The sequence below is a fragment of the Treponema rectale genome (assembly GCF_014202035.1).
In the GTDB taxonomy this organism is placed as follows: domain Bacteria; phylum Spirochaetota; class Spirochaetia; order Treponematales; family Treponemataceae; genus Treponema_D; species Treponema_D rectale.
The window spans coordinates 386,605-406,292 of sequence record NZ_JACHFR010000001.1 but is presented as its reverse complement, the minus strand read 5'-3'; the positions used below and the strand labels follow the sequence as shown (position 1 = coordinate 406,292).

Sequence of the window (19,688 nt, the reverse complement as noted above, 5' to 3'; positions counted from 1 at the left end):
ATTTCCACATAAACGACTAGAGTATGTAACGCTCCAGATTCTGATCCTGAACCACGCCATGAAGTTTTCCGTCAACATAGGCCTTGTCAATAACAACAGTCTGACCGCATTTTGTATCAGCAGAGAAGCTTAAATCCTCCAGTACTGTTTCCATTATTGTATGAAGGCGTCTTGCACCGATATTTTCTGCGTGGGAATTAACGTCTTCTGCAATAAACGCCATCTGGTCAACAGCTTCTTCTGCAAACTCAAGTTTTACTCCTTCCGTAGCAAGAAGTGCCTCATACTGCTTTACAAGGGCATTTTTAGGTTCTGTAAGGATGCGCTTGAAATCCTCCTTCTTCAAGGCTTCAAGTTCAACCCTCAGAGGAAAACGTCCCTGAAGTTCAGGAATAAGATCACTTGGTGCCGACACGCTGAAAGCTCCTGCTCCGATAAAAAGAATATGAGTAGTATTAATTACGCCCCATTTCGTATTTACGTTGGAACCTTCAACGATTGGAAGAATATCCCGCTGAACTCCTTCCCTGCTGACTTCTGCACGGCCGCCTTCACCGCCTCTTGTTGCAATCTTATCAATTTCATCAATAAAGATAATTCCGCTCTGTTCAACACGGCGCTTTGCTTCTTCAGCAACCTTATCCTTATCAGTAATTTTTTCCAGATTCTGCATGAGAAGAATTTCCCTTGCCTCACGGACTGTAACAGTCTTTCTCTTTACGCTTCCGCCGGAAAGCATTTCCTGAAGTCCTGAAATACTCTCTTCTATATCTTCCATATTTCCGCTGCCAAACATACCGACCTTCGGAGCAGAATGAACGGTAATCTCTACAGTACGGTCCTCAAGTTTTCCTTCCCGGAGCATAGTACGGAATTTTTCTCTGGTGCCTTTCATTTCTTCTGCCTGAGCGGAAGCTTTTTCCTGTTCAAGCTTTTCCTCATCCTCGGCCTGACGGCTTGCTGATTCAGCAAAAGAATTCATTGCAGAAATAAAATCATTATCAGCAGTTCCTGCTGTCTTTTTAGGCATATCAATCTGAATAAGTTCTCCCCTCACAGGAGAATTGTCGCCAAAAATATTTCCCAGAACATGAATGCCGGCTTTTTTTCCGCCTTCATTTTTTGACTTTTTTACGGAACTTCCTGGAAGCAGAAGGTCAAGAAGGTCTTCCTCAACCATAGGACCGCACTTTTCCTTAAGCTGTTCCTGCATTTCTGCCTTAACCATATTGATTCCCACCGCCATAAGATCCCTTACCATGCTTTCCACATCACGGCCCACATAGCCTACTTCCGTGTACTTTGTAGCCTCAACCTTAAGAAAAGGTGCATTTACAAGTTTTGCAAGACGGCGGGCAATTTCAGTTTTACCGCATCCTGTAGGACCGATCATAAGAATATTTTTAGGTGCAACCTCATCCCTGATTTCTTCAGGAAGCTTAAGCCTTCTCTGCCTGTTTCTGAGGGCAACTGCAACAAAACGCTTTGCCTTATTCTGACCGATAATATAACTGTCAAGTTTTTCAACAATCTGAGCAGGAGTAAGACCGTCTTTCAAACCTTCAAGATTTACTTCAATACCTTCCATTTTAGAGTTCCTCAATTGTAATATGCGAATTTGTATAGATACAGATTTGTCCGGCAATTTTAAGAGATTTCTCAGCAATTTCCCTTGCACTTAATGAACTTGATTCCATATAAGCCATTGCCGCAGCATAAGCATAGTTTCCGCCTGAACCGATGGCAAGAATATCATTTTCAGGCTCAATGACATCTCCGCTTCCGGAAATAAGGAGTATTTTATCTGCACTTGCCACAAGAAGCAGAGCCTCAAGTTTCTGCATGGAACGCTCAGTTCTCCACAATTTTGCCAGTTCAACTGCGGAACGAGTAAGATCCCCGTTGTAAGCCTTAAGTTTTTCTTCAAATTTGTCAAAAAGCGTAAAAGCGTCTGCCGTGGCTCCTGCAAAACCTGTAAGTATCTTACCGTCATAAATTTTACGAACCTTGTGGGCATTTCCCTTCATTACCGTATTACCCATGGTAACCTGGCCGTCACCTGCCATGGCAATTTTACCATCTTTTTTTACGGCAATTACCGTTGTACTTCTGATTTTGTTTTCGTCACTCATTTTAACTCCATTAAAGCCCCGATGACTGCAGACACAGGCTTTATTTTTTTTGATCAGCATCTATATTTAAGTATGAGGAAAAGCCTGATCATATATCTCCCTCAACCTTTCACTGGTAACATGGGTATAGCACTGGGTAGTACTTATGCTCGCATGACCCAGCATTGCCTGAACCTTCCTTATATCGGCACCGTTATTCATCATCTGCGTTGCGAAAGTATGCCTGAAGGTATGGGGCGTAACATGCCTGTTTATTCCCTCCGGTCCGCTGTACACACTTACAATGAACCACACGCCTTTTTTCGAAAGAGGACCACCCTTCTGATTAAGAAAAATGCGGCTCTCGTATTCAGCTCCACCTATCCATCTGGAAGGAAACCTTCTGCGCCTTGAAGCAATGTATTTTTTCAGGGCTGAAACAGCCTTATCACTGAAAAACACCCTTCTTCTTTTATTTCCTTTTCCAAGAATAACTGCACTTTTCAAATCACTGGAAAAATCATTAAAAGTCAGCTGAGTAAGTTCTCCCACACGGCACCCTGAAGAATAAAACATTTCAAAAATCGCAGAATCCCGCTCCGGCCACAAAAACCTGCCGGACTGAGCTTCATAACACATTCCGTCAATTTCTTCCGGCGACATGAATTTCGGCAGCTTTATATCTTTTTTCAGCTGATGAATCAGTTTTGTAAAATTAAAACTGATATACCCGAGGCTGCGGCAGTAATTAAACAGGCCCCTTACCCCGGAAAGGAATCTGTTTACGGAAGCTACGGAATACTTTCTCTGTGTAAGGGAACTCATGCAGTTCCTGATACTTTCCTGGGTTACGGAAGTTATATCAATATCCCTGCCGAGACAGAGCATAAGGTGATTAAGGTCATCCTTATAAGCCAGAATGGAATTTTCGGAAAGACCTTTTACCCCTTCAAGAAAAACCATGTATTCCTGAACGCACTCTTCAAGAGTACGCTTTTCACTACTGCCTTCCATTTATTCCTTAGAAACTTCTCCTGATGCAGGAATCTCTCCGGCAGTCTCCGCAGCAACAGAATCTTCTGCCGAATGCAGGTAATCACAGTCCGGATTAATACAGCTCTTGTATGTTCCGTTCTTTTTATCAAACTTTTCTACAAGGAACCATCCGCACTTTGGACAGTAAACATCTATAGGCTTGAAGTGTGAAATAAAATCGCACTCAGGATAATTTGTACATCCGTAAAATTCCTTACCCCTGCCTTTTGTCTTACGGGCTACGATGCTTCCGTTACAACCCTTGCGCGGACACTTTGCAAGCGGAATGCTCTTGGTGTTATGACACTCCGGGAATCCTGAACATGCAAGAAAATATCCGAAACGACCGAGTTTCTTTACCATCGGCTTTCCGCACTTTTCACAAAGCATGTCTGTAGGCTCGTCCAGAGTTCCCTTAAGGCTTTCTGCTTTTTCTGTAACTTCATCAAGACGATTCTTAAACGGCCCGAAGAAATCTCCGATCATGTTATTCCATACAAGCTGATTCTGCTCTACTTTATCAAGATCGTTTTCAACCTCTGAAGTGAATTCCTCATTAATTACCTCAGGGAAACTTTCTACCAGAATCTTGCAGATTATTTTTCCGAGCATTGTAGGAACAAGCTGTTTATTGCTTCTTGTAACATAGTATCTGTCAAGAAGGACAGAAATAATAGGAGCATAAGTTGAAGGACGTCCGATACCCTTTTCTTCAAGAGTCTTTACCATACTTGCATCTGTATAGCGGGAAGGTCCCTGGGTAAAATGCTGTTCCGGATAAAACTTGTCGCTCTTTACTTCTTCTCCAATCTTAAGGGAAGGAAGATTTCCGGTAACGTCTTCCTTGGAAGAAAGAGTCTTTATTACATTATAGAAACCCTTGTGGCTGAGTTTTGAAGCACTTACGCGGAAAAGAGCATCTCCAGCCTGAATATCAACACTGGTAGTCTTTGTCTTTGCATTATTCATCTGACAGCTTACAAACCGTTCCCAAATAATTGAATAAAGCCTGTGCTGATCACGGGTAAGATATTCCTTTACAGAATCCGGAGTATATTTTACATAAGTCGGGCGTATTGCTTCATGAGCATCCTGTGCACTTTTTCCTACGGCATATTCTATTTTTTCTGCAGGAAGATCTTCCGGATAGTTTTTTGAAATCCAGTCCCGTACATCATCAATTGCTGTCTGAGAAATACGGGTAGAGTCCGTACGCATGTATGTAATAAGACCCACACGGGTGCTTCCGATCTGAATTCCTTCGTAAAGCTGCTGTGCAATCTGCATTGTTTTTCTTGAAGTATAACCAAGACGGTTTGCACTTGCCTGCTGCAGTTTTGACGTTGTAAAAGGAGCCTTAGGACGAACTGTCTTTTCAGTTTCCTTAATATCCTTTACGACACAAGTTGAATTCTGTATTTCTGAAATTATTTCCTTAACGGCATTTTCATTTTTTAATTCAGGCTTAGTATCCTTGTACTGAGTAAGCTGGGCAGTAAACTTTGTCCTGCCTTTCATGAAATCAGCATCAAGAGTCCAGTATTCTTCAGGAATAAAATTCTCAACTTCCTGTTCCCTTTCACATATAAGCCTGAGGGCTACCGACTGAACGCGTCCTGCACTAAGACCGTTCTTTACCTTTTTCCAGAGAAGAGGACTTAAATTATAACCTACAAGGCGGTCAAGAACACGACGGGCCTTCTGTGCGTTTACACGGGCTTCATCGATTTCCCTAGGATGCTTTACGGCTTCCTTTATTGCAAGAGGAGTAATCTCATTAAATTCAATGCGCTTTATATCTGCCTTTGTTTTTTCAGAAAGCACATGATTTAAATGCCATGCTATTGCCTCTCCTTCACGGTCCGGATCCGATGCAAGAAATACATGAGTTGAATTCTTTGCATCTTTCTGAAGTTCCTTAAGAAGTTTTGCCCTTCCGCGGACTGTAATGTATTCCGGTTCAAAATTATTTTCGACATCGATGGCAATACGGCTTTTAGGCAGGTCAATGAGATGTCCCATGGAAGCCTTTACCACGTAGCCTGTTCCAAGATAATGCTCAATGGTTTTTGCCTTTGCCGGAGACTCTACAATAACAAGAGTCTGTTCTTTTTTCTGAGATTTTTTTGTCTTTTTTGCAACAGTTTTTTCCTGTTCTGCCATAATTACCTCATACGTCAAACAATTCCATCTGACTTTTTTTACTGCAGACATGACTTCCAGGCGGATCATTCATCACCTGAATAAAATCTGCAAAATTATCTATAACCGGAGCACCATCACGAAGATAGTCGCCGGGTGTTTTCAAAATTCTGCCGTTTCTGCCTTTTGAAGCGGAAAACAACTTTTCATCAACAGAAAGTCCCTGACTGCAAAACACAAGTTCCCTGTTGTAGTCCAGCGCAAAGTCTGCCGTAATAAGGGCACCGCTTCCAGGAGGAGCCTGAACGACAACCGTAGCACAGGACAGGGCTGCAATTACACGGTTTCTCTGCACATAGCGCCATTTTTCAGCCGGAGTACCGGGAATATACTCACTAAGAATACATCCTCCGTTTTTAAGGATTTCCACCGCAAGAGCCTTATTTGAAGCAGGAACGACAGAATCAACTCCACAGGGAAGAACCGCAGCGGCAGACTTATTCATTCCGGGACTGACAGAGCCCCGATGAGCAAAAGAATCTATACCTTCTGCAAGACCGCTTACGACGGTAAAACCTCCGTAAACAGCATCCCGTGAAAACTTCAGGGCGGTTTCCGCACCTGCAGCATTTATGCGACGGGTTCCCACAACAGAAACGCAGTCTTTATAAAGACATTCTGCACTTCCCCTGTAAAAAATCATGTACGGAGAATCCGGTATATGCTTTAAAAGCTCAGGATAAGCCCCATCAGTAAAACAAAGGGCTTTTATTCCATAAGAACGGCAAAGTCTTTCACTTTTTAATGCAGTTTCAACTGTCCGTTCCGGCTGCCATATACCACGCACATGACTTCGGCCTGTAAATGCGCAAATATCTTCCTTAGACAGTACAGCAAGTTTATCTAAACTGTCAAGATTTGTCTTTAATAGTAGCTTTTCTTTAAGAGAAAGGAAAGTAATTGAAGAAAGGGCAATATCTAAAACATCCACCCTGAAAAAATTAACTATCTGGATGCTTTAGTGTCAAGAACTTTCTTTTTTCCCGCTGCAGCCCTGGCTGTTTTTTCTTTATTTGGATTAATGCTTATGATTCGGTCATAAAGAGCGGCAGCCTTGTCCAGTTCACCGGTACAGGCGTAGGCATTTGCAAGGACAAACATACCGTCCGTATTTTTCTTCTGCACTTCTACAAAGTTTTCAAGATAAGGAATTGCCTTTTCATATTCCTCAAGCTGGAACACATAAAGAACTCCAATTCCGTACATTGCACGATAGTACTTAGGATTAAGTTCAAGGGCACGTTTATAAGCCTGCTCTGACAGGCGGAGATAATTAAGCTTTTTCTGACTTAAACTTTCATCCCGTCTTCCGTCAATATCATATTCAAGCACGGAATTTGACATAAATCCGGCACAAATTCCCATCCAGTAATAAATATTCGCATTGGAAGGATATGTAAGGCGGGCCTTGTCAAAAGCAGCATAGGCTTCATAATACATCTGCTCATCAAGATAACGGGTTCCCAGAATCTTGTACCAGATACCGGTCTGAGCCTGGGAAGTCACAAGATCAATGGCCCGTTTATCATATTTTTTTATAGCCTCTTCCAGCTCTTCTTTTGTGGTAGGATTATCAACTCCCTCTTCCATTTTCTGCATTCTCTTTACAGTCTTGTAATTTGAATCACAGGAGGACATGAACGCTCCGGAAAGTGCAATAACCAGTACAGATACGAATAAACTAATTTTTTTCATTTTTTTTCTCCCATTCCTCAAAAGAAATCTTATGTCCAGGAAAAAACTCTTCATGATAATCCTGTAATTCTGTTTCATTAACATGCGTATATATCTGTGTCGTAGCAAGGTCCGCATGCCCCAGAAGTTCCTGCACGGAGCGAAGGTCTGCACCTCCGTCAAGCAGGTGGGTTGCAAACGAATGACGGAGAGTATGAACCTTTCCGTGTACGCCGCTCAGGGATTCAAACTTCTGAAAATTCTTCCAGATTCCCTTCCGGCTTATAGGTTCACCGCGGTAATTTACAAAAAGCTTAGTAACCTTTCTGTCTTTTACCAGCAGGGGACGTACATCAAGCCATTTTTTCAGCCATTCCTTTGCAGCACTTCCAAAAGGAACCATTCTCTCTTTGCGGCCTTTTCCTACAACTATTATATAACTGCTGTCAAAGTGTATATCACTTTCTTCTATTCCGCAAACTTCACTTATACGAAGCCCGCAACTGTATATAAGCTCAAACAGAGCCCTGTCCCGTATTCCAAGAGGCTCGGAAACATCTATTGAATCCAGAAACGAATCAACTTCCTCTACGGAAAACACTGCCGGAATATTACGGTGAACCTTAGGTCGCTCAAGTTCCACGAGGATATTCTCAGACCAGACAGACTTATTTACAAGAAAATTTCCAAAGGAACGTAAGGCAGACAAATCTTTAGCTACCGTCAGTTCCGTATTTCCCGAAGTTTTACGCCACAAAAAATAATAGATAAAATCCTTCAGCTGAACTGTCTTAAGGGTAAGGGATTCATTTTCCATCCATCCGAGGAATTCCTTAACGCAAAAACAATAGGTTTCCGCAGTCAGCAAAGAACGCCTGTCTGTAAGAACAAGATCATTGTAAAATTCCTGCAGAATACCTTCCATCAGAACAAGCCGCCTGAATCAGTCCTCATCGTCATCTACAAGATTAATTTCCCTTGTAAGATTTCTAAGGTATGTAGGAGTATTAAGATCATTTTTCCTGATTTTATAACCTTCAGGAATCTGAACAGTCTTTTTTACAGTTTTTTCTTCAACCTCAGGCTCAGCAACCTCTTCTTCCGTTTCTTCCTTAGAACGTCCGAAGATTTCTTTTATTGATGCAGGAATGTATTCTTTTTCAGCTGGTTTTTCTTCCTGTTTCTGAAAGTTTCCGAAAACCGATGAACCTGAAGAAGAACCGCCAAGTACATGAGAGAACTCAGAAAATCCTACCACGTCAGAATCATCATCCTTTGACTGAACCGGTGAATCAATATCATCTTCATCAAGAACATTCTTAAATCCTGTTGCAATTACCGTAACCCTCAGCCTGTCGCTGGCAATGTCCGGATTTTCAAGGGAACCGTAAATAAGTTCAAGATGTTTTGAAGCACTCGCAGTAATGGTTCTGGAAATATCCCTGAGTTCTTCAGGAGTAATAGAAAAATCATCACTTCCGCTTTCAATATTGATAAGGATTTTTGTTGCACCGTCGATTTTTGAATCTGCAAGAAGCGGATTAGAAATGGCTGCAATGGCAGCATCTACGGCACGATTTTCACCTTCACCGTATCCGACACCGAGAATTGCATCTCCCTGATCCTTCATGATTGTAGTAACATCAGCAAAGTCAAGATTCGGAACTGTTTCTTTTGTAATCAGTTCTGTAATTCCAGTTACACCCTGGCAGACTACTTCATCAGCAACAAGATATGCCTCTTTCATATTGCGGGGCTTTCTGTCATCAAGGTGGTATACCTGCTCATTAGGAATTATAATGAGACTGTCTACGTTTTCCCTGAGCTTCTTTATTCCGGCAAGGGCATTTTCCATGCGTACTTCCCGTTCAAATGCAAAAGGAGTTGTTACAACAGCTACTGTAAGACAGCCTGCTTCTTTTGCAAGTTTTGCTACAATAGGAACTGAACCGGTACCTGTACCGCCACCCATTCCGGCAGTAAGAATAACCATATTTGCACCGGTAACGATTTCCTTTATTTTTTCGGAATCTTCTTCAGCAGCAGCCTTTCCTACTTCAGGATTGCCCCCTGCACCAAGACCGCCGGTAATATTCTGTCCGATTGAAATCTTATTTGGAGAAGGAGAATTATAAAGAGCCTGAAGATCAGTGTTAAGAACATAAAACTGAACCCCTGTTACCCCAGACTGAATCATTCTCTTTACTGAATTTGAACCGCCGCCACCGCAGCCGATAATTCTGATTACAGTAGGATTAGCCTTAAATAAATCCTTATCATCTTCTACAACCTTTAAATCTTCCAACATGTTTCCTCCCACCTGAAAAACAATCCGCATCCCCATACGGTTTTATAAAGATTCTATATCAAAAAAATTTTTTTAGGAACCCTTTAGCCTTATCAACAAAGCTGGAATTATCTGAAGAAGTTTTTCTAAACTTAGCCTGTTCTGTAGTACGGGCAGTCCTGTTTCCAAGAAGAAATCCGCAGGCCGTAGCAAAATCCGGATCACGGTAACTTTCATCCTTTGTAAATCCAAGAGGTTTTACACCTCCGACACGGACACTTAAAGTCTTCCATACATCCTGGGTAAGTTCAACAATACCTTCCATCATGGCTCCGCCACCGGTAAGAACGATACTTCCCCTGAGGCATTTTATGCCGGAATTCTTTATTACATCTTTTTTTACCATTACCATAAGTTCCCTCATACGGGCTTCGATAATGGCACAGATTTCATGTCTGTCAGTCAGTTCAGGAGCCTTACCGCCTACTCCAGGTATGACAACTTCATCGTTCAAATCATCCATTCCCAGAAAACAGCAGCCGCTTTCTATCTTTATCTTTTCGGCAACGTCAAAAGGCACGCCCTTTACTGTGGCGATATCCTTTGTAACGACAGTCTGACCGATATTTATGGAAGATGAATATAATGGGCCACCGTCACTCCAGACCATAAAATCAGTAGTTCCGCCTCCAAGATCGATGACTATGGAGCCCAGTTCCCTCTCTTCCTTTACAAGCGTTGCACAGGAAGCTGCAAGAACTTTACAGAACATCTCGTTTTCAAGATAGTACTGTGCACGTAAAACACTCTGACGTATGTTTTCAATAGCCGTAACAGAAGCCGTTATAAGGAGGGTCTCAACTTCAAGCCTGACTCCCTGCATTCCCCTCGGATTATCTATACCTTTTATTCCGTCTACCGAATATTTTCTCGTAATAACCTGAATAAGTTCCTTTCCCAAAGGATAAAGCTGTTTTGTAGCCTGCTCACGGGCCCTGTACATTGCGTCATCATCTACCTGAGAAAGAAAGTTTCTTCCGGTACGATTCTTACGGTCAATACCGCAGCTGCCTGTAGACAGAATACTTTCGGTCTGGGAACCGCCGATTGCAGTAAATACTGAAACGACCTCCTCTCCTGCTTCCTGTTCAGCACTGTCTATAGTTTCCTTTATGACTGAAGCAACGGCATCAAGATTAACAATATTTCCGTTACGAACTCCCTGAGAAGGACGCTTGGCAAAACCTATTACTTCGATTCTGTCTTTACGATCATCAACGGCTTCATCATCAACTTTTCCGATAACAGCCCTTATAAAACTTGTACCGATATCAAGACCAACAACTATATGACTCAACTTAATACCTCAATCAGCTCTTTTCTTATATGAAACTTCTCCATAACGGATATCAATCTCAAAAACATCTTCAGGAGCAATTCTTTTTATAACTTCCAGAGTTATCATCATATACTTTAACGAATCTTCGTTCAATGCTCGGTCAGTTAATACCCTTGCTTTTGTATGAATAGGATAAACCGCAAGTTCATAACCGCCGTATTCTTTAGGTATAACCTGAATTTCTGAAATTCCAACAAAATAATTCTGCGGCAGGGAACTCATAGTCGCAATATCACTCATAAGTTCCTTGTAATCGGTAGGAATTTTCATTCCGTCATAGAACTGTTCTACCGGAAGCCCGCTTAACAGCGGATAACTCGTATCTGAGATTATTGAATTTATGCTATCAGAAATAAACAGAACACCGCTTCTGTCAATCGCAACCGGAATGGTTTTTCCATTAAGCCTTACAAGAGTTTTTGCAAGAGGTTTACGTTCCGCAACATGAATTTCAACAGTATGAGGAAAATGTTTTATTACTTCAACCGATTCAATACAGGAAAGGGAATTAAGGGCTCTGGCTACACGGGCTGTATCAAAATTAAAATAGTTATACTCTGAAGGTGCATTAAGCAGCCCTTTCATTTTTTCTACCGTACCGGCAGAAGCTCCCGTAAATGTAATCTGAGGAACCTCAAAACACGGAAAAATCAGGTTTGCAAGAATAAAATAAAGAGAAAGAACGACAATAATAGAAAATGAAAAAATCTTCAGTATAAAAATTTTTTTATCAGAAGTTTCTGAAGCTCCATGAACAGCAGGAGAATATGGTTCATATTCAAAGTCTTCAAAATCCAAAAATGCAACATCACTCATTTTCTACCACCAGAGAATTAAAACTTTCTATTTTTTTCACCCCAGGCAATGATACTTCCTGATTTTCATATTCATTCTGTTCCGGACAATGAGATGCATTCATAATGAATCCGCACATGCACAGCGAAAAGAACAAAGACGAACCTCCTGAAGAAAAGAACGGAAGGGGAATACCAGTTGTAGGAGCAGCTCCGGCAACAACACAGCAGTTTAAAATGGACTGTATAAAAATCATTGCAGTACATCCGAAACTTCCATATGCAGCAAACCTGTCAGGACAGGAAATGCTTATTGCAAGCCCCCTCCAGAGAAAAAATACGATTATAAAGAAATAAGCAGCTATTCCGACAAAGCCCATGGCATTAGACCATCCGGCAAAAATATAGTCAGTCTGTACTTCCGGGATTGAACCTACCCATCCAAGTCCGGAACCGGCGCCCTGCCCCCATAAGCCGCCTTCAATTATAGCCCTCTGAGACATCATCTGCTGATAGCCGTAACTGAATTGAAATTTTGACGGGTTGATAAATGCTATTACACGCCTGATGCGGTACGGTTCGAGAGTAATAAAGAATACTACTGCAAAAATTCCCAGTAAAAACAGAGGCAGAAACCACCTGAGTTTTGCACCGCAGGCAATGAACATAAAAAATCCGATTATAAAAATAAAAATTCCGGTAGAAAAATCTCTCTGCAGGAAAATAAGAGTACAGAAAAACACAAGTCCCAGGAGCGGATAAAGAAAATTTCTCTGAACCTCATCATCATCGGATGAATATTTGTTAAACAGGTTTGCAAGAAACAGCACCACTGTAAGTTTTGCCATTTCCGAAGGCTGGAACGTTCCCAGTTTCGGGATATAAATCCAGCGTGAAGCACCGTTCGTATTAAGGCCAATACCTGCAGCATGGGGCAGCAGACACATAATAATCGTAATTACGATAAGAAGAGGAAGCATCTTCCTTATGAATTTCATGGGAACAAAAGCAAAAAAAGACATGGCTGCAAAAGAAATAAGAAACCATATGGCCTGTCTTTTGACAAAATACATAGGATCATGAAATACAGATTCTCCCTTGAACGGACTGCAGATATACAGAGAAAAAAATCCCAGTCCGCACAGAAGCACAACTGAAATAAAAAAGAGAAAATCAGTTTTTCTGTAGTTTCCGACAGGTCTGTCAGGAAGAATCGTATAATTCATTCAGTCTCCCCCAAAATTATCGATACAGCTCTCTCCAGTCCCATTCCCCTGGAGCCTTTAACAAGAATAATATCCCCCGCACAGGCCGAAGCCTTTACAAGCCGGGCAATACTTTCCATGGCAGCATCACTGCAGCCCTCAACATATTCCAGTTTTACGTCAATTTTCTTTTCAGCAGCTGTTTTTACAGCCTTTTCATACGCAGCCTTCATCTCAGTTCCGGCAAAAACAATCAGAGAAGCCCCGCAGAAAACAGCTTCTTCTCCTGTTTTTTCATGTTCATGGAATGAATCTTTCCCCAGTTCCAGCATGTCTCCCAGAACAAGGATTTTTCCGAAGCTGCCGGATACTGAACCTATAAATTCAAGGGCTTTTTCCATTGAATCAGGATTTGCATTATAGCAATCCCTTATAACAGTGTACTTTCCCCTGATAACTTCGCTGCGTCCGAACATTCCTCCCAGAGATTCAAATCCTTTTACAATCTGCTCTGCGGACAGCCCGAGATGTTCAGCCAGTGCGACTGCAGCCAGTGCATTGTTATAGTTGTAACGTCCGGGAAGCTTTAAAACTGCTTTTTTCCCGCATACATAAAATTCAGTTCCATCAAGGCCAAGGTCTGCGGAGAACTTTATATTTTCATCACAACCTTCACCGTAATAAACTACATGTCCGTCAACCTGCTCTGCAAGAAATCCTGCAAAATCATCATTTTTAGGAATAAAACCCGTTCCGATTCCATAAAAATGATCAAAAACCTTTGCTTTTTCCCTGGCAATATTTTCACGGCTTCCAAGACAGCCGATATGAGCCGTACCGATATTCGTAATTATACCCAGTCTCGGTTTTAATACGGCAGAAATTTCCCCGATTTCATTCTCCCGGTTCATTCCCATTTCAAATATTCCCACCTGGTGTTCTTTCCTGATGTTAAATACAGAAAGAGGAAGTCCCGTCTCGCTGTTAAGATTACCTTTATTAGTAATCACAGTATACTTTTGCCTTAAAAGTGCAGCTGCAATCTCTTTTGTCGTTGTCTTTCCGCTGGATCCTGTTATTCCGATTTTTATAAGATCAGGGAACTTTTCTACATAACGTCCGGCAGCCTTCTGCAGTGCCGTAAGAGTATTTTCTACAGCTATAAAGTATACGTCCGGATTTTTCCTGCTTATCTCAGAAAAAAGGCTTCCGTCCTTTTCAAAATTCTTAAACGAGATAATTACAGCACCGGCTCCTTTTTCTACAGCCTGAGGAATGTATGCATGACCATCCTGTTTTTCACCAATAAGAGGAACAAACAATGTATTTTTTTCTACAGCACGACTGTCTGTCTGTACTGAATCAAAATAAAACCTTCCGCTTCCCAAAACATGTACACCGCCGGTAGCCTCCAGCAGTTCATTAAGTTCCAGCAGACTGTTTCCGTTCTCACCCGCCATTTATTCGACCTCTCCATTCTTTACATTTATACGGTACGTTTCTTCTGTTTTAGCCTTATGCAGGCCATATTCATTAACTGCCTTATCTTCTATGCGCTCAGAAGAAGCAAGAACACTTATATCCGTATTAAGTTTTTTGTTTTCTTCAATAAGTTCTACCGTCTTTTCCTTTACGGCTTCCATTTCCCGTTCAAGGGCTTTATACCGCTTAGCCTGAAGTCCGTTTACCACAAGAAGCAAAGGTATGGAGACAGCCATTAAAACATAGCCTGCAGTATGCAGAAAGCAGCTCTTTTTCGTCATAACGCCTCCACTCCCTCAAGCCTCATCTGGCCGGCATCACAAATCTTTCTTACAACCCTAAGTTTCGCACTTCTTGAAGGAGAATTCTGTTTTACTTCTTCTTCCGTAGGCTCAAGAGGTTTTCTTGTAATAATCTGGGCACAGGGATGTCCTTCACAGCGGCACAACGCAACTTCAGGAGGACAAACACACTGTTTTCCAAGATTACGGAAATAATTCTTTACGATTCTGTCTTCAAGAGAATGAAATGTTATCACTCCAAGCTTTCCGCCAGGATTCAATACATTAAAGGCATTATGAATTGCAGAAACAAGCCTCTTCAATTCACTGTTTACCTGAATCCGGAGAGCCTGAAAAGTTCTGGTAGCCGGATGAATGTTTCCATGACGATATTTTGAAGGAACTGCTTCATAGATTATATCAGCCAGAGCTTTAGTCGAAAGTATTTTACCGCCTCTGCGGGCTTCAACTATTGCAGCTGCAATTCTTCTTGAATATTTTTCATCAGAATACAGATATATCATGTCAGCCAGTTTTTTTTCTTCATAACTGTTTACAATATCAGCAGCACTTTCGCCGGCAGAGGGATTAAGCCTCATATCAAGTTCCTCATCATGCCTGAACGAAAAACCGCGGCCGCTTCTTTCGTAATGAAAAACAGAAATACCAAGATCAAAAAGAATAATATCCGGATGCCGTTCAAGAGGATAATCTGCATAAAAATCATTGAACCATCCGTTATAAAACTGCATTCTCGAAGAAAAAGGAGAAAGGCGTTCCCGCGCACGAGACTGAATCGTACTGTCGGCATCAACGCCCATAATGCTCAGGCCAGGATACTTAGATAAAAAGTTAAAGGAATGTCCCCCTTCTCCCAGGGTTGAATCAATCATAAAAGCGTCACGTTCAAAAGGTTCCCCTTCTGGTGACAGATATTCGAGACATTCATTCAACAAAACCGGTGTATGGACAATTTCCACTTTTTACTTTCCCCGCGGCATTTTCTCCGTATATGTTCAGCAGGAATTTCCTGCATAAACAGCAAAAAAAAAACGCTCTTAATCTAGAAAATGATGTTTCTCATGCTGGAAGCAGCATCTTTAAGAGAAGCAGCATTATCTGTTTTATACTTCGCATACTCGGATGAATCCCATAATTCAATAAATTTAATCATTCCCTGAATTTTGCATTCACAGCCGGATTTCAGCGCAGCATATTCTCTGAGACTTTGAGGAATGGAAAGACGGCCTGATTTATCAAATTCAAGACGCTGTGCCGGTGCAATGAAATGTCTCATTACAATCAGTTTCTGTTCATCAAAAACAGAAGCAGAGCCCATAATCTTATCAGTCAGGCTTACCCACTCTTCCGCAGTAAAAAGCATGAGGCATTGATCGAGTCCCTGAGTAACCACGAGTTCCCCCTGATTTAAAACAGAGCGGAGCTTCGATGGAAAGGATATGCGGCCTTTTTCATCAAGCGTGTTACTGTACTCACCAATAAGCATTTCCATGCCACCACTCACCACTTTTCCCCACTTTTTCCCACTTACCACCATTCTAACCACTATTTTTCTAATGTCAATTAAAAAAAGTGCCGATAAATTCAAAAACGGGAACTTTATAAGAAAAATTACACATAAGTTGTATACCATATATCTAGTGGATAACTGATGATCAACACACTAAATGAATCACATCTTCATGAAAAAATTAAAAAAATATACGCCTGTGAATATTCCGCCGTTACAGAACATAAAATAGAATCTTATATTGCAGATGTTTACAGCCAGAAAAACGGTATTTTTGAGATACAGACCGGGAGTTTTTCCCACTTAAGACACAAAATAGAGTTTTACCTGTCAAAAAAATACAGGATTACGGTTGTCTTTCCATTTGCACAGGAGAAAACAATACTCACAAAGAATAAAACCGGAGAAATAATTTCAAAACGAAAAAGCCCGCAGCATAAAAACTACTATACATGTTTCCGGGAACTAACCTCCCTGGTATCTTTCATTCTTAACCCGAACTTTTCCATACACCTTCTTCCCTGTACGGTAATTGAAGAACGGACTGCAGAAAAAGAAAAAGTTCAGACTAAAAACAACAGCCGCCGGTTTCTCAAAGACTACACCAAAACAGGAAAAAAACTCGAATCTACAGGAAAAACTTACATTCTCAAGACAAAACAAGACTACAGAAACTTATTAGGCACATTAAAAGATAAGGATTTTACTTTTGCAGATCTGAAAGAAACTCTTAAAAATGAAAAAATAAGCATTAAAGAAAGAAACTTAAGAAGCTTTGTCTGGGTACTGGAAAAAACAGGAATCATTCATAGAGCAGGAACTGACGGAAAAAAAATAATATATTCAGCAAAGAAAATTTAAAAAACAACAGGCTTTCCCATTCACAAAAACAGGAAAGCCTGAAGCATTTCAATCAATATCTGATTAAATAAAGCAAAAAGCTATATCAAAATCACCATGCATCCATCATGTCATCTTCATCTTTGTTTTCAAGATCATAAAGATCTGTTACAGCACGAAGATCATCGAAGTATACATAGTAAGAACCTCTTGCTTCCATAGGGTTACAGTCAACTCTGAAACCTACGATACGAAGTCCCGGTTTATCGCCATGATATACACTCTGCTGGATAATTCCGTGTTCGTTATCCGGACTTGGTGGAATTGCAGTAGTAAGTTTCTTCCATCCGCTGAATTCAAGAGAACCCATCCAGATTTCAAAGCTGTTGCCATTATAATCCTGAACCAAAAGCCAGAGCTGATGTCCCATGTTACGGCCACAAACCCATACAGAAACTGTCTTTGTTACACCTTCAATAGGAATAGGACGTGCAGAAGTAATATAGAATGAATTAATTCCACGCTTAAAGAATTCAACCTTTACACCGAAAACTTTAGAATCTTCCATTTCCTGATTATCAGCATCATTAAGAGGTTCCTTAGCAAGAGGACTTCCCTCAAAAAGACGACCGCTGATAACACCGTAGTCAGGAGACATATGCACGTTCCATGAACCTTCACGTTCAAAACGATCTACGCTAACTTCCCTTAATGCCTGGCGAGCGCTGTCGTTACCGATATTTGAAGCATCAGGATCAGAGAGGCTTGTACTTCCCCTGCTGTCAGACTGTGCAAATGCAAGGCCTGAAACCAATGACAATGCCATAAAAGCTATAATAATCTTTTTCATCTACCTGTACCGCCTTTAATTATTTTGCACTTCCAGCACTTGAACCTGAATCAGAAGATTCTCCGAAATCTGCATTTCTAAGTTCATAACCGTCATATACATTAGACAATGTATTAGTTGTATACTTAAGCTGGTCAAAATAAATTACATAATCATCTACAGCTTCATCTGCATCTGAACGAATTCTGAATCCTACAAATGAAAGATCTGTTCTTCCTGAACGGATGCGTGAATGCTGTTTGATATATCCGGGAACATTAACAACAACGTTTCTCCATCCCTGGAAAGCAAGAGTTCCTGCCTTAAGGGTATGAACACGGCCGTCTGCATCACGGATAAGAAGTTCAAGATTATAGTTATAGTTTGCACCCCATACCCAGAAATCAATCTGTGTAACAGTTCCTACAAAAGGAATCTCGTAACTTTCATCATTTGCTTTCGGATAAACTTCAAACCAGTTATCACCCTTACGATCATACTTAACCTTAACACCAAGAACCTGTGCAGCAGGATCACTATCTTTGTGATAAGGACGGAGAGAATTAGGAATACCGTCAAACTTCTTTATTACTGGATAATTTTCTGTTACGAAACGGCTTGCCTGAACATCCCATGTCCAGTCCTGATCAGTATCGAAATTATCGATAACAATTGTCTCTACAGCCCTTGCACTTGGCTGTGCAACTGCAGGAACACAGAAAGCAAATCCAAGAATCAGGCCACCAAAAAGAACTACGCCCTTTTTCATTCATATCTCCTTGAAATGAATTGTTCTCCGAAAAATACAGAAAACACCTTATTTACATAATCGTATTATTTGGATTCAATCTTTACACGTTTTTTATAAAGACTGTTAAAAATATTATATTTAGGTACAGGCTCTTTGTCAAACGAATTGAATCATTCAACATCACAAAACAGTTCCAGTCCTTGAATTTAACCTTCAAATAAACTATCATTCTCCATAATGAATTTCTAATCAGGAGATATTTATGTTCAGTTACAAAGACATCGGTTTAGTAAACACAAAACACATGTTCGAAGCTGCAATGAAAGGAAAGTATGCTATTCCTGCCTTCAACTTCAACAACATGGAACAGATGCAGGCAATCATTCAGGCTTGTGTAGAAGCAAAATCACCGGTTATCCTTCAGGTTTCAAAGGGTGCCCGTGCATACGCTGACAAGTACATCCTCCGCAACATGGCTCGCGGTGCCGTAGAATACGCTCACGAACTCGGATGCGATATTCCTATCGTACTTCACCTTGATCACGGTCCAAACTTCGAAGTTGCAAAAGACTGCATCGACAACGGTTTCTCTTCTGTAATGATTGACGGTTCTGCCCTTCCATACGACGAAAACGTTGCCCTTACAAAACAGGTTGTTGACTACGCACACAAATACGACGTTACAGTTGAAGCTGAACTCGGCGTACTCGGCGGTGTAGAAGACGATGTTGCTGCTGAAGAATCTAAATATACAAAACCGGAAGAAGTTGTAGACTTTACATCAAAAACTGGATGTGATTCCCTCGCAATCTCTATCGGAACATCACACGGACGCTGCAAGTTCACTCCGGAACAGTGTACACGCACTGCAGACGGAATTCTTGTTCCTCCGCCACTTGCATTCAACGTTCTTGAAGAAATTGAAAAACAGCTTCCAGGATTCCCTATCGTACTTCACGGTTCTTCTTCAGTTCCTGTTGAATATGTAAAGATTATCGAACAGTACGGCGGAAAAATTCCTGATTCTGTAGGAATTCCAGAAGAACAGCTCCGCAAGGCATCAAAGAGCGCAGTTTGCAAAATCAACATCGACTCTGACGGACGTCTTGCAATGACAGCTGCAATCCGCAAGTTCATGGCTGAAAATCCAGGTGCATTCGATCCACGCGAATACCTTAAGCCAGCCCGCGAAGAACTCAAGAAAATGTACATGCACAAATGTACTGACGTTCTCGGTTCTGCCGGACATGCAATGGACTGATTGCAT

The 19,688-nt window shown here is 41.2% G+C and carries 19 protein-coding genes; 2 read left to right on the top strand and 17 right to left on the bottom strand.

What is annotated here, in order from left to right; genetic code table 11:
- Window positions 1-16: 16 nt before the first annotated feature.
- The 15 genes from hslU to HNP77_RS01645 form a co-directional block, all read right to left on the bottom strand.
- A complete protein-coding gene (hslU, locus tag HNP77_RS01715) occupies window positions 17-1,588 on the bottom strand; it encodes an ATP-dependent protease ATPase subunit HslU (RefSeq protein ID WP_184651432.1) in 1,572 nt (523 codons plus the stop codon).
- 1 nt (window position 1,589) lies between these two features.
- Window positions 1,590-2,132, bottom strand: coding sequence for an ATP-dependent protease subunit HslV (gene hslV / locus HNP77_RS01710; protein ID WP_184651431.1), 543 nt, complete (start codon window positions 2,130-2,132; stop codon window positions 1,590-1,592).
- A gap of 66 nt (window positions 2,133-2,198) precedes the next feature.
- Complete coding sequence (locus HNP77_RS01705; RefSeq protein ID WP_184651430.1) at window positions 2,199-3,125, bottom strand: tyrosine-type recombinase/integrase; 927 nt, start codon at window positions 3,123-3,125, stop codon at window positions 2,199-2,201.
- On the bottom strand, window positions 3,126-5,309 hold the full coding sequence (gene topA / locus HNP77_RS01700; protein WP_184651429.1) for a type I DNA topoisomerase: 2,184 nt from the start codon (window positions 5,307-5,309) through the stop codon (window positions 3,126-3,128).
- A 7-nt stretch (window positions 5,310-5,316) separates the two neighbouring features.
- Window positions 5,317-6,279 carry a DNA-processing protein DprA gene (locus tag HNP77_RS01695; RefSeq protein ID WP_184651428.1) on the bottom strand — a complete coding sequence of 321 codons (963 nt, stop codon included), beginning with the start codon at window positions 6,277-6,279 and terminating at the stop codon, window positions 5,317-5,319.
- A gap of 14 nt (window positions 6,280-6,293) precedes the next feature.
- Complete coding sequence (locus HNP77_RS01690; RefSeq protein WP_184651427.1) at window positions 6,294-7,043, bottom strand: tetratricopeptide repeat protein; 750 nt, start codon at window positions 7,041-7,043, stop codon at window positions 6,294-6,296.
- Complete coding sequence (locus HNP77_RS01685) at window positions 7,030-7,947, bottom strand: tyrosine-type recombinase/integrase (protein ID WP_184651426.1); 918 nt, start codon at window positions 7,945-7,947, stop codon at window positions 7,030-7,032. Before HNP77_RS01685 ends, HNP77_RS01690 begins: the two co-directional genes overlap by 14 nt.
- Window positions 7,948-7,965: 18 nt before the next feature.
- Window positions 7,966-9,330 carry a cell division protein FtsZ gene (ftsZ, locus tag HNP77_RS01680; RefSeq protein WP_184651425.1) on the bottom strand — a complete coding sequence of 455 codons (1,365 nt, stop codon included), beginning with the start codon at window positions 9,328-9,330 and terminating at the stop codon, window positions 7,966-7,968.
- A 58-nt stretch (window positions 9,331-9,388) separates the two neighbouring features.
- Window positions 9,389-10,666: a cell division protein FtsA gene (gene ftsA, locus HNP77_RS01675; protein ID WP_184651424.1), complete on the bottom strand. Its 1,278-nt coding sequence runs from the start codon at window positions 10,664-10,666 to the stop codon at window positions 9,389-9,391.
- A gap of 9 nt (window positions 10,667-10,675) precedes the next feature.
- The gene (locus HNP77_RS01670) at window positions 10,676-11,524 is read right to left on the bottom strand and encodes a cell division protein FtsQ/DivIB (RefSeq protein ID WP_184651423.1); all 849 of its coding nucleotides are present in this window, start codon (window positions 11,522-11,524) and stop codon (window positions 10,676-10,678) included.
- The gene (locus HNP77_RS01665; protein ID WP_184651422.1) at window positions 11,517-12,728 is read right to left on the bottom strand and encodes an FtsW/RodA/SpoVE family cell cycle protein; all 1,212 of its coding nucleotides are present in this window, start codon (window positions 12,726-12,728) and stop codon (window positions 11,517-11,519) included. The genes HNP77_RS01670 and HNP77_RS01665 overlap by 8 nt, the downstream gene beginning before the upstream one ends.
- A complete protein-coding gene (locus HNP77_RS01660; protein ID WP_184651421.1) occupies window positions 12,725-14,167 on the bottom strand; it encodes a UDP-N-acetylmuramoyl-tripeptide--D-alanyl-D-alanine ligase in 1,443 nt (480 codons plus the stop codon). The genes HNP77_RS01665 and HNP77_RS01660 overlap by 4 nt, the downstream gene beginning before the upstream one ends.
- On the bottom strand, window positions 14,168-14,470 hold the full coding sequence (locus HNP77_RS01655; protein WP_184651420.1) for a septum formation initiator family protein: 303 nt from the start codon (window positions 14,468-14,470) through the stop codon (window positions 14,168-14,170). It abuts the gene before it with no gap.
- The gene (gene rsmH / locus HNP77_RS01650; RefSeq protein WP_184651419.1) at window positions 14,467-15,450 is read right to left on the bottom strand and encodes a 16S rRNA (cytosine(1402)-N(4))-methyltransferase RsmH; all 984 of its coding nucleotides are present in this window, start codon (window positions 15,448-15,450) and stop codon (window positions 14,467-14,469) included. Before rsmH ends, HNP77_RS01655 begins: the two co-directional genes overlap by 4 nt.
- Before the next feature lie 83 nt (window positions 15,451-15,533).
- The gene (locus tag HNP77_RS01645; RefSeq protein WP_184651418.1) at window positions 15,534-15,983 is read right to left on the bottom strand and encodes a division/cell wall cluster transcriptional repressor MraZ; all 450 of its coding nucleotides are present in this window, start codon (window positions 15,981-15,983) and stop codon (window positions 15,534-15,536) included.
- Window positions 15,984-16,142: 159 nt separating this feature from the next.
- Between HNP77_RS01645 and HNP77_RS01640 the strand changes: the two genes are divergently transcribed.
- Window positions 16,143-16,862, top strand: a complete 720-nt coding sequence (locus HNP77_RS01640; protein WP_184651417.1) for a DUF8091 domain-containing protein — start codon at window positions 16,143-16,145, stop codon at window positions 16,860-16,862.
- Between the two features lie 91 nt (window positions 16,863-16,953).
- Here the strand turns inward: HNP77_RS01640 and HNP77_RS01635 are convergent, their stop codons facing one another.
- Together HNP77_RS01635 and HNP77_RS01630 are read right to left on the bottom strand one after the other, a co-directional pair.
- The gene (locus tag HNP77_RS01635; RefSeq protein ID WP_184651416.1) at window positions 16,954-17,691 is read right to left on the bottom strand and encodes a flagellar filament outer layer protein FlaA; all 738 of its coding nucleotides are present in this window, start codon (window positions 17,689-17,691) and stop codon (window positions 16,954-16,956) included.
- Window positions 17,692-17,710: 19 nt separating this feature from the next.
- Window positions 17,711-18,439: a flagellar filament outer layer protein FlaA gene (locus HNP77_RS01630; protein ID WP_184651415.1), complete on the bottom strand. Its 729-nt coding sequence runs from the start codon at window positions 18,437-18,439 to the stop codon at window positions 17,711-17,713.
- A 244-nt stretch (window positions 18,440-18,683) separates the two neighbouring features.
- On the opposite strand from HNP77_RS01630, the gene HNP77_RS01625 reads away from it, so the two are divergent.
- Window positions 18,684-19,682 carry a class II fructose-bisphosphate aldolase gene (locus HNP77_RS01625; protein ID WP_184651414.1) on the top strand — a complete coding sequence of 333 codons (999 nt, stop codon included), beginning with the start codon at window positions 18,684-18,686 and terminating at the stop codon, window positions 19,680-19,682.
- The last annotated feature ends 6 nt before the right edge of the window (window positions 19,683-19,688 follow it).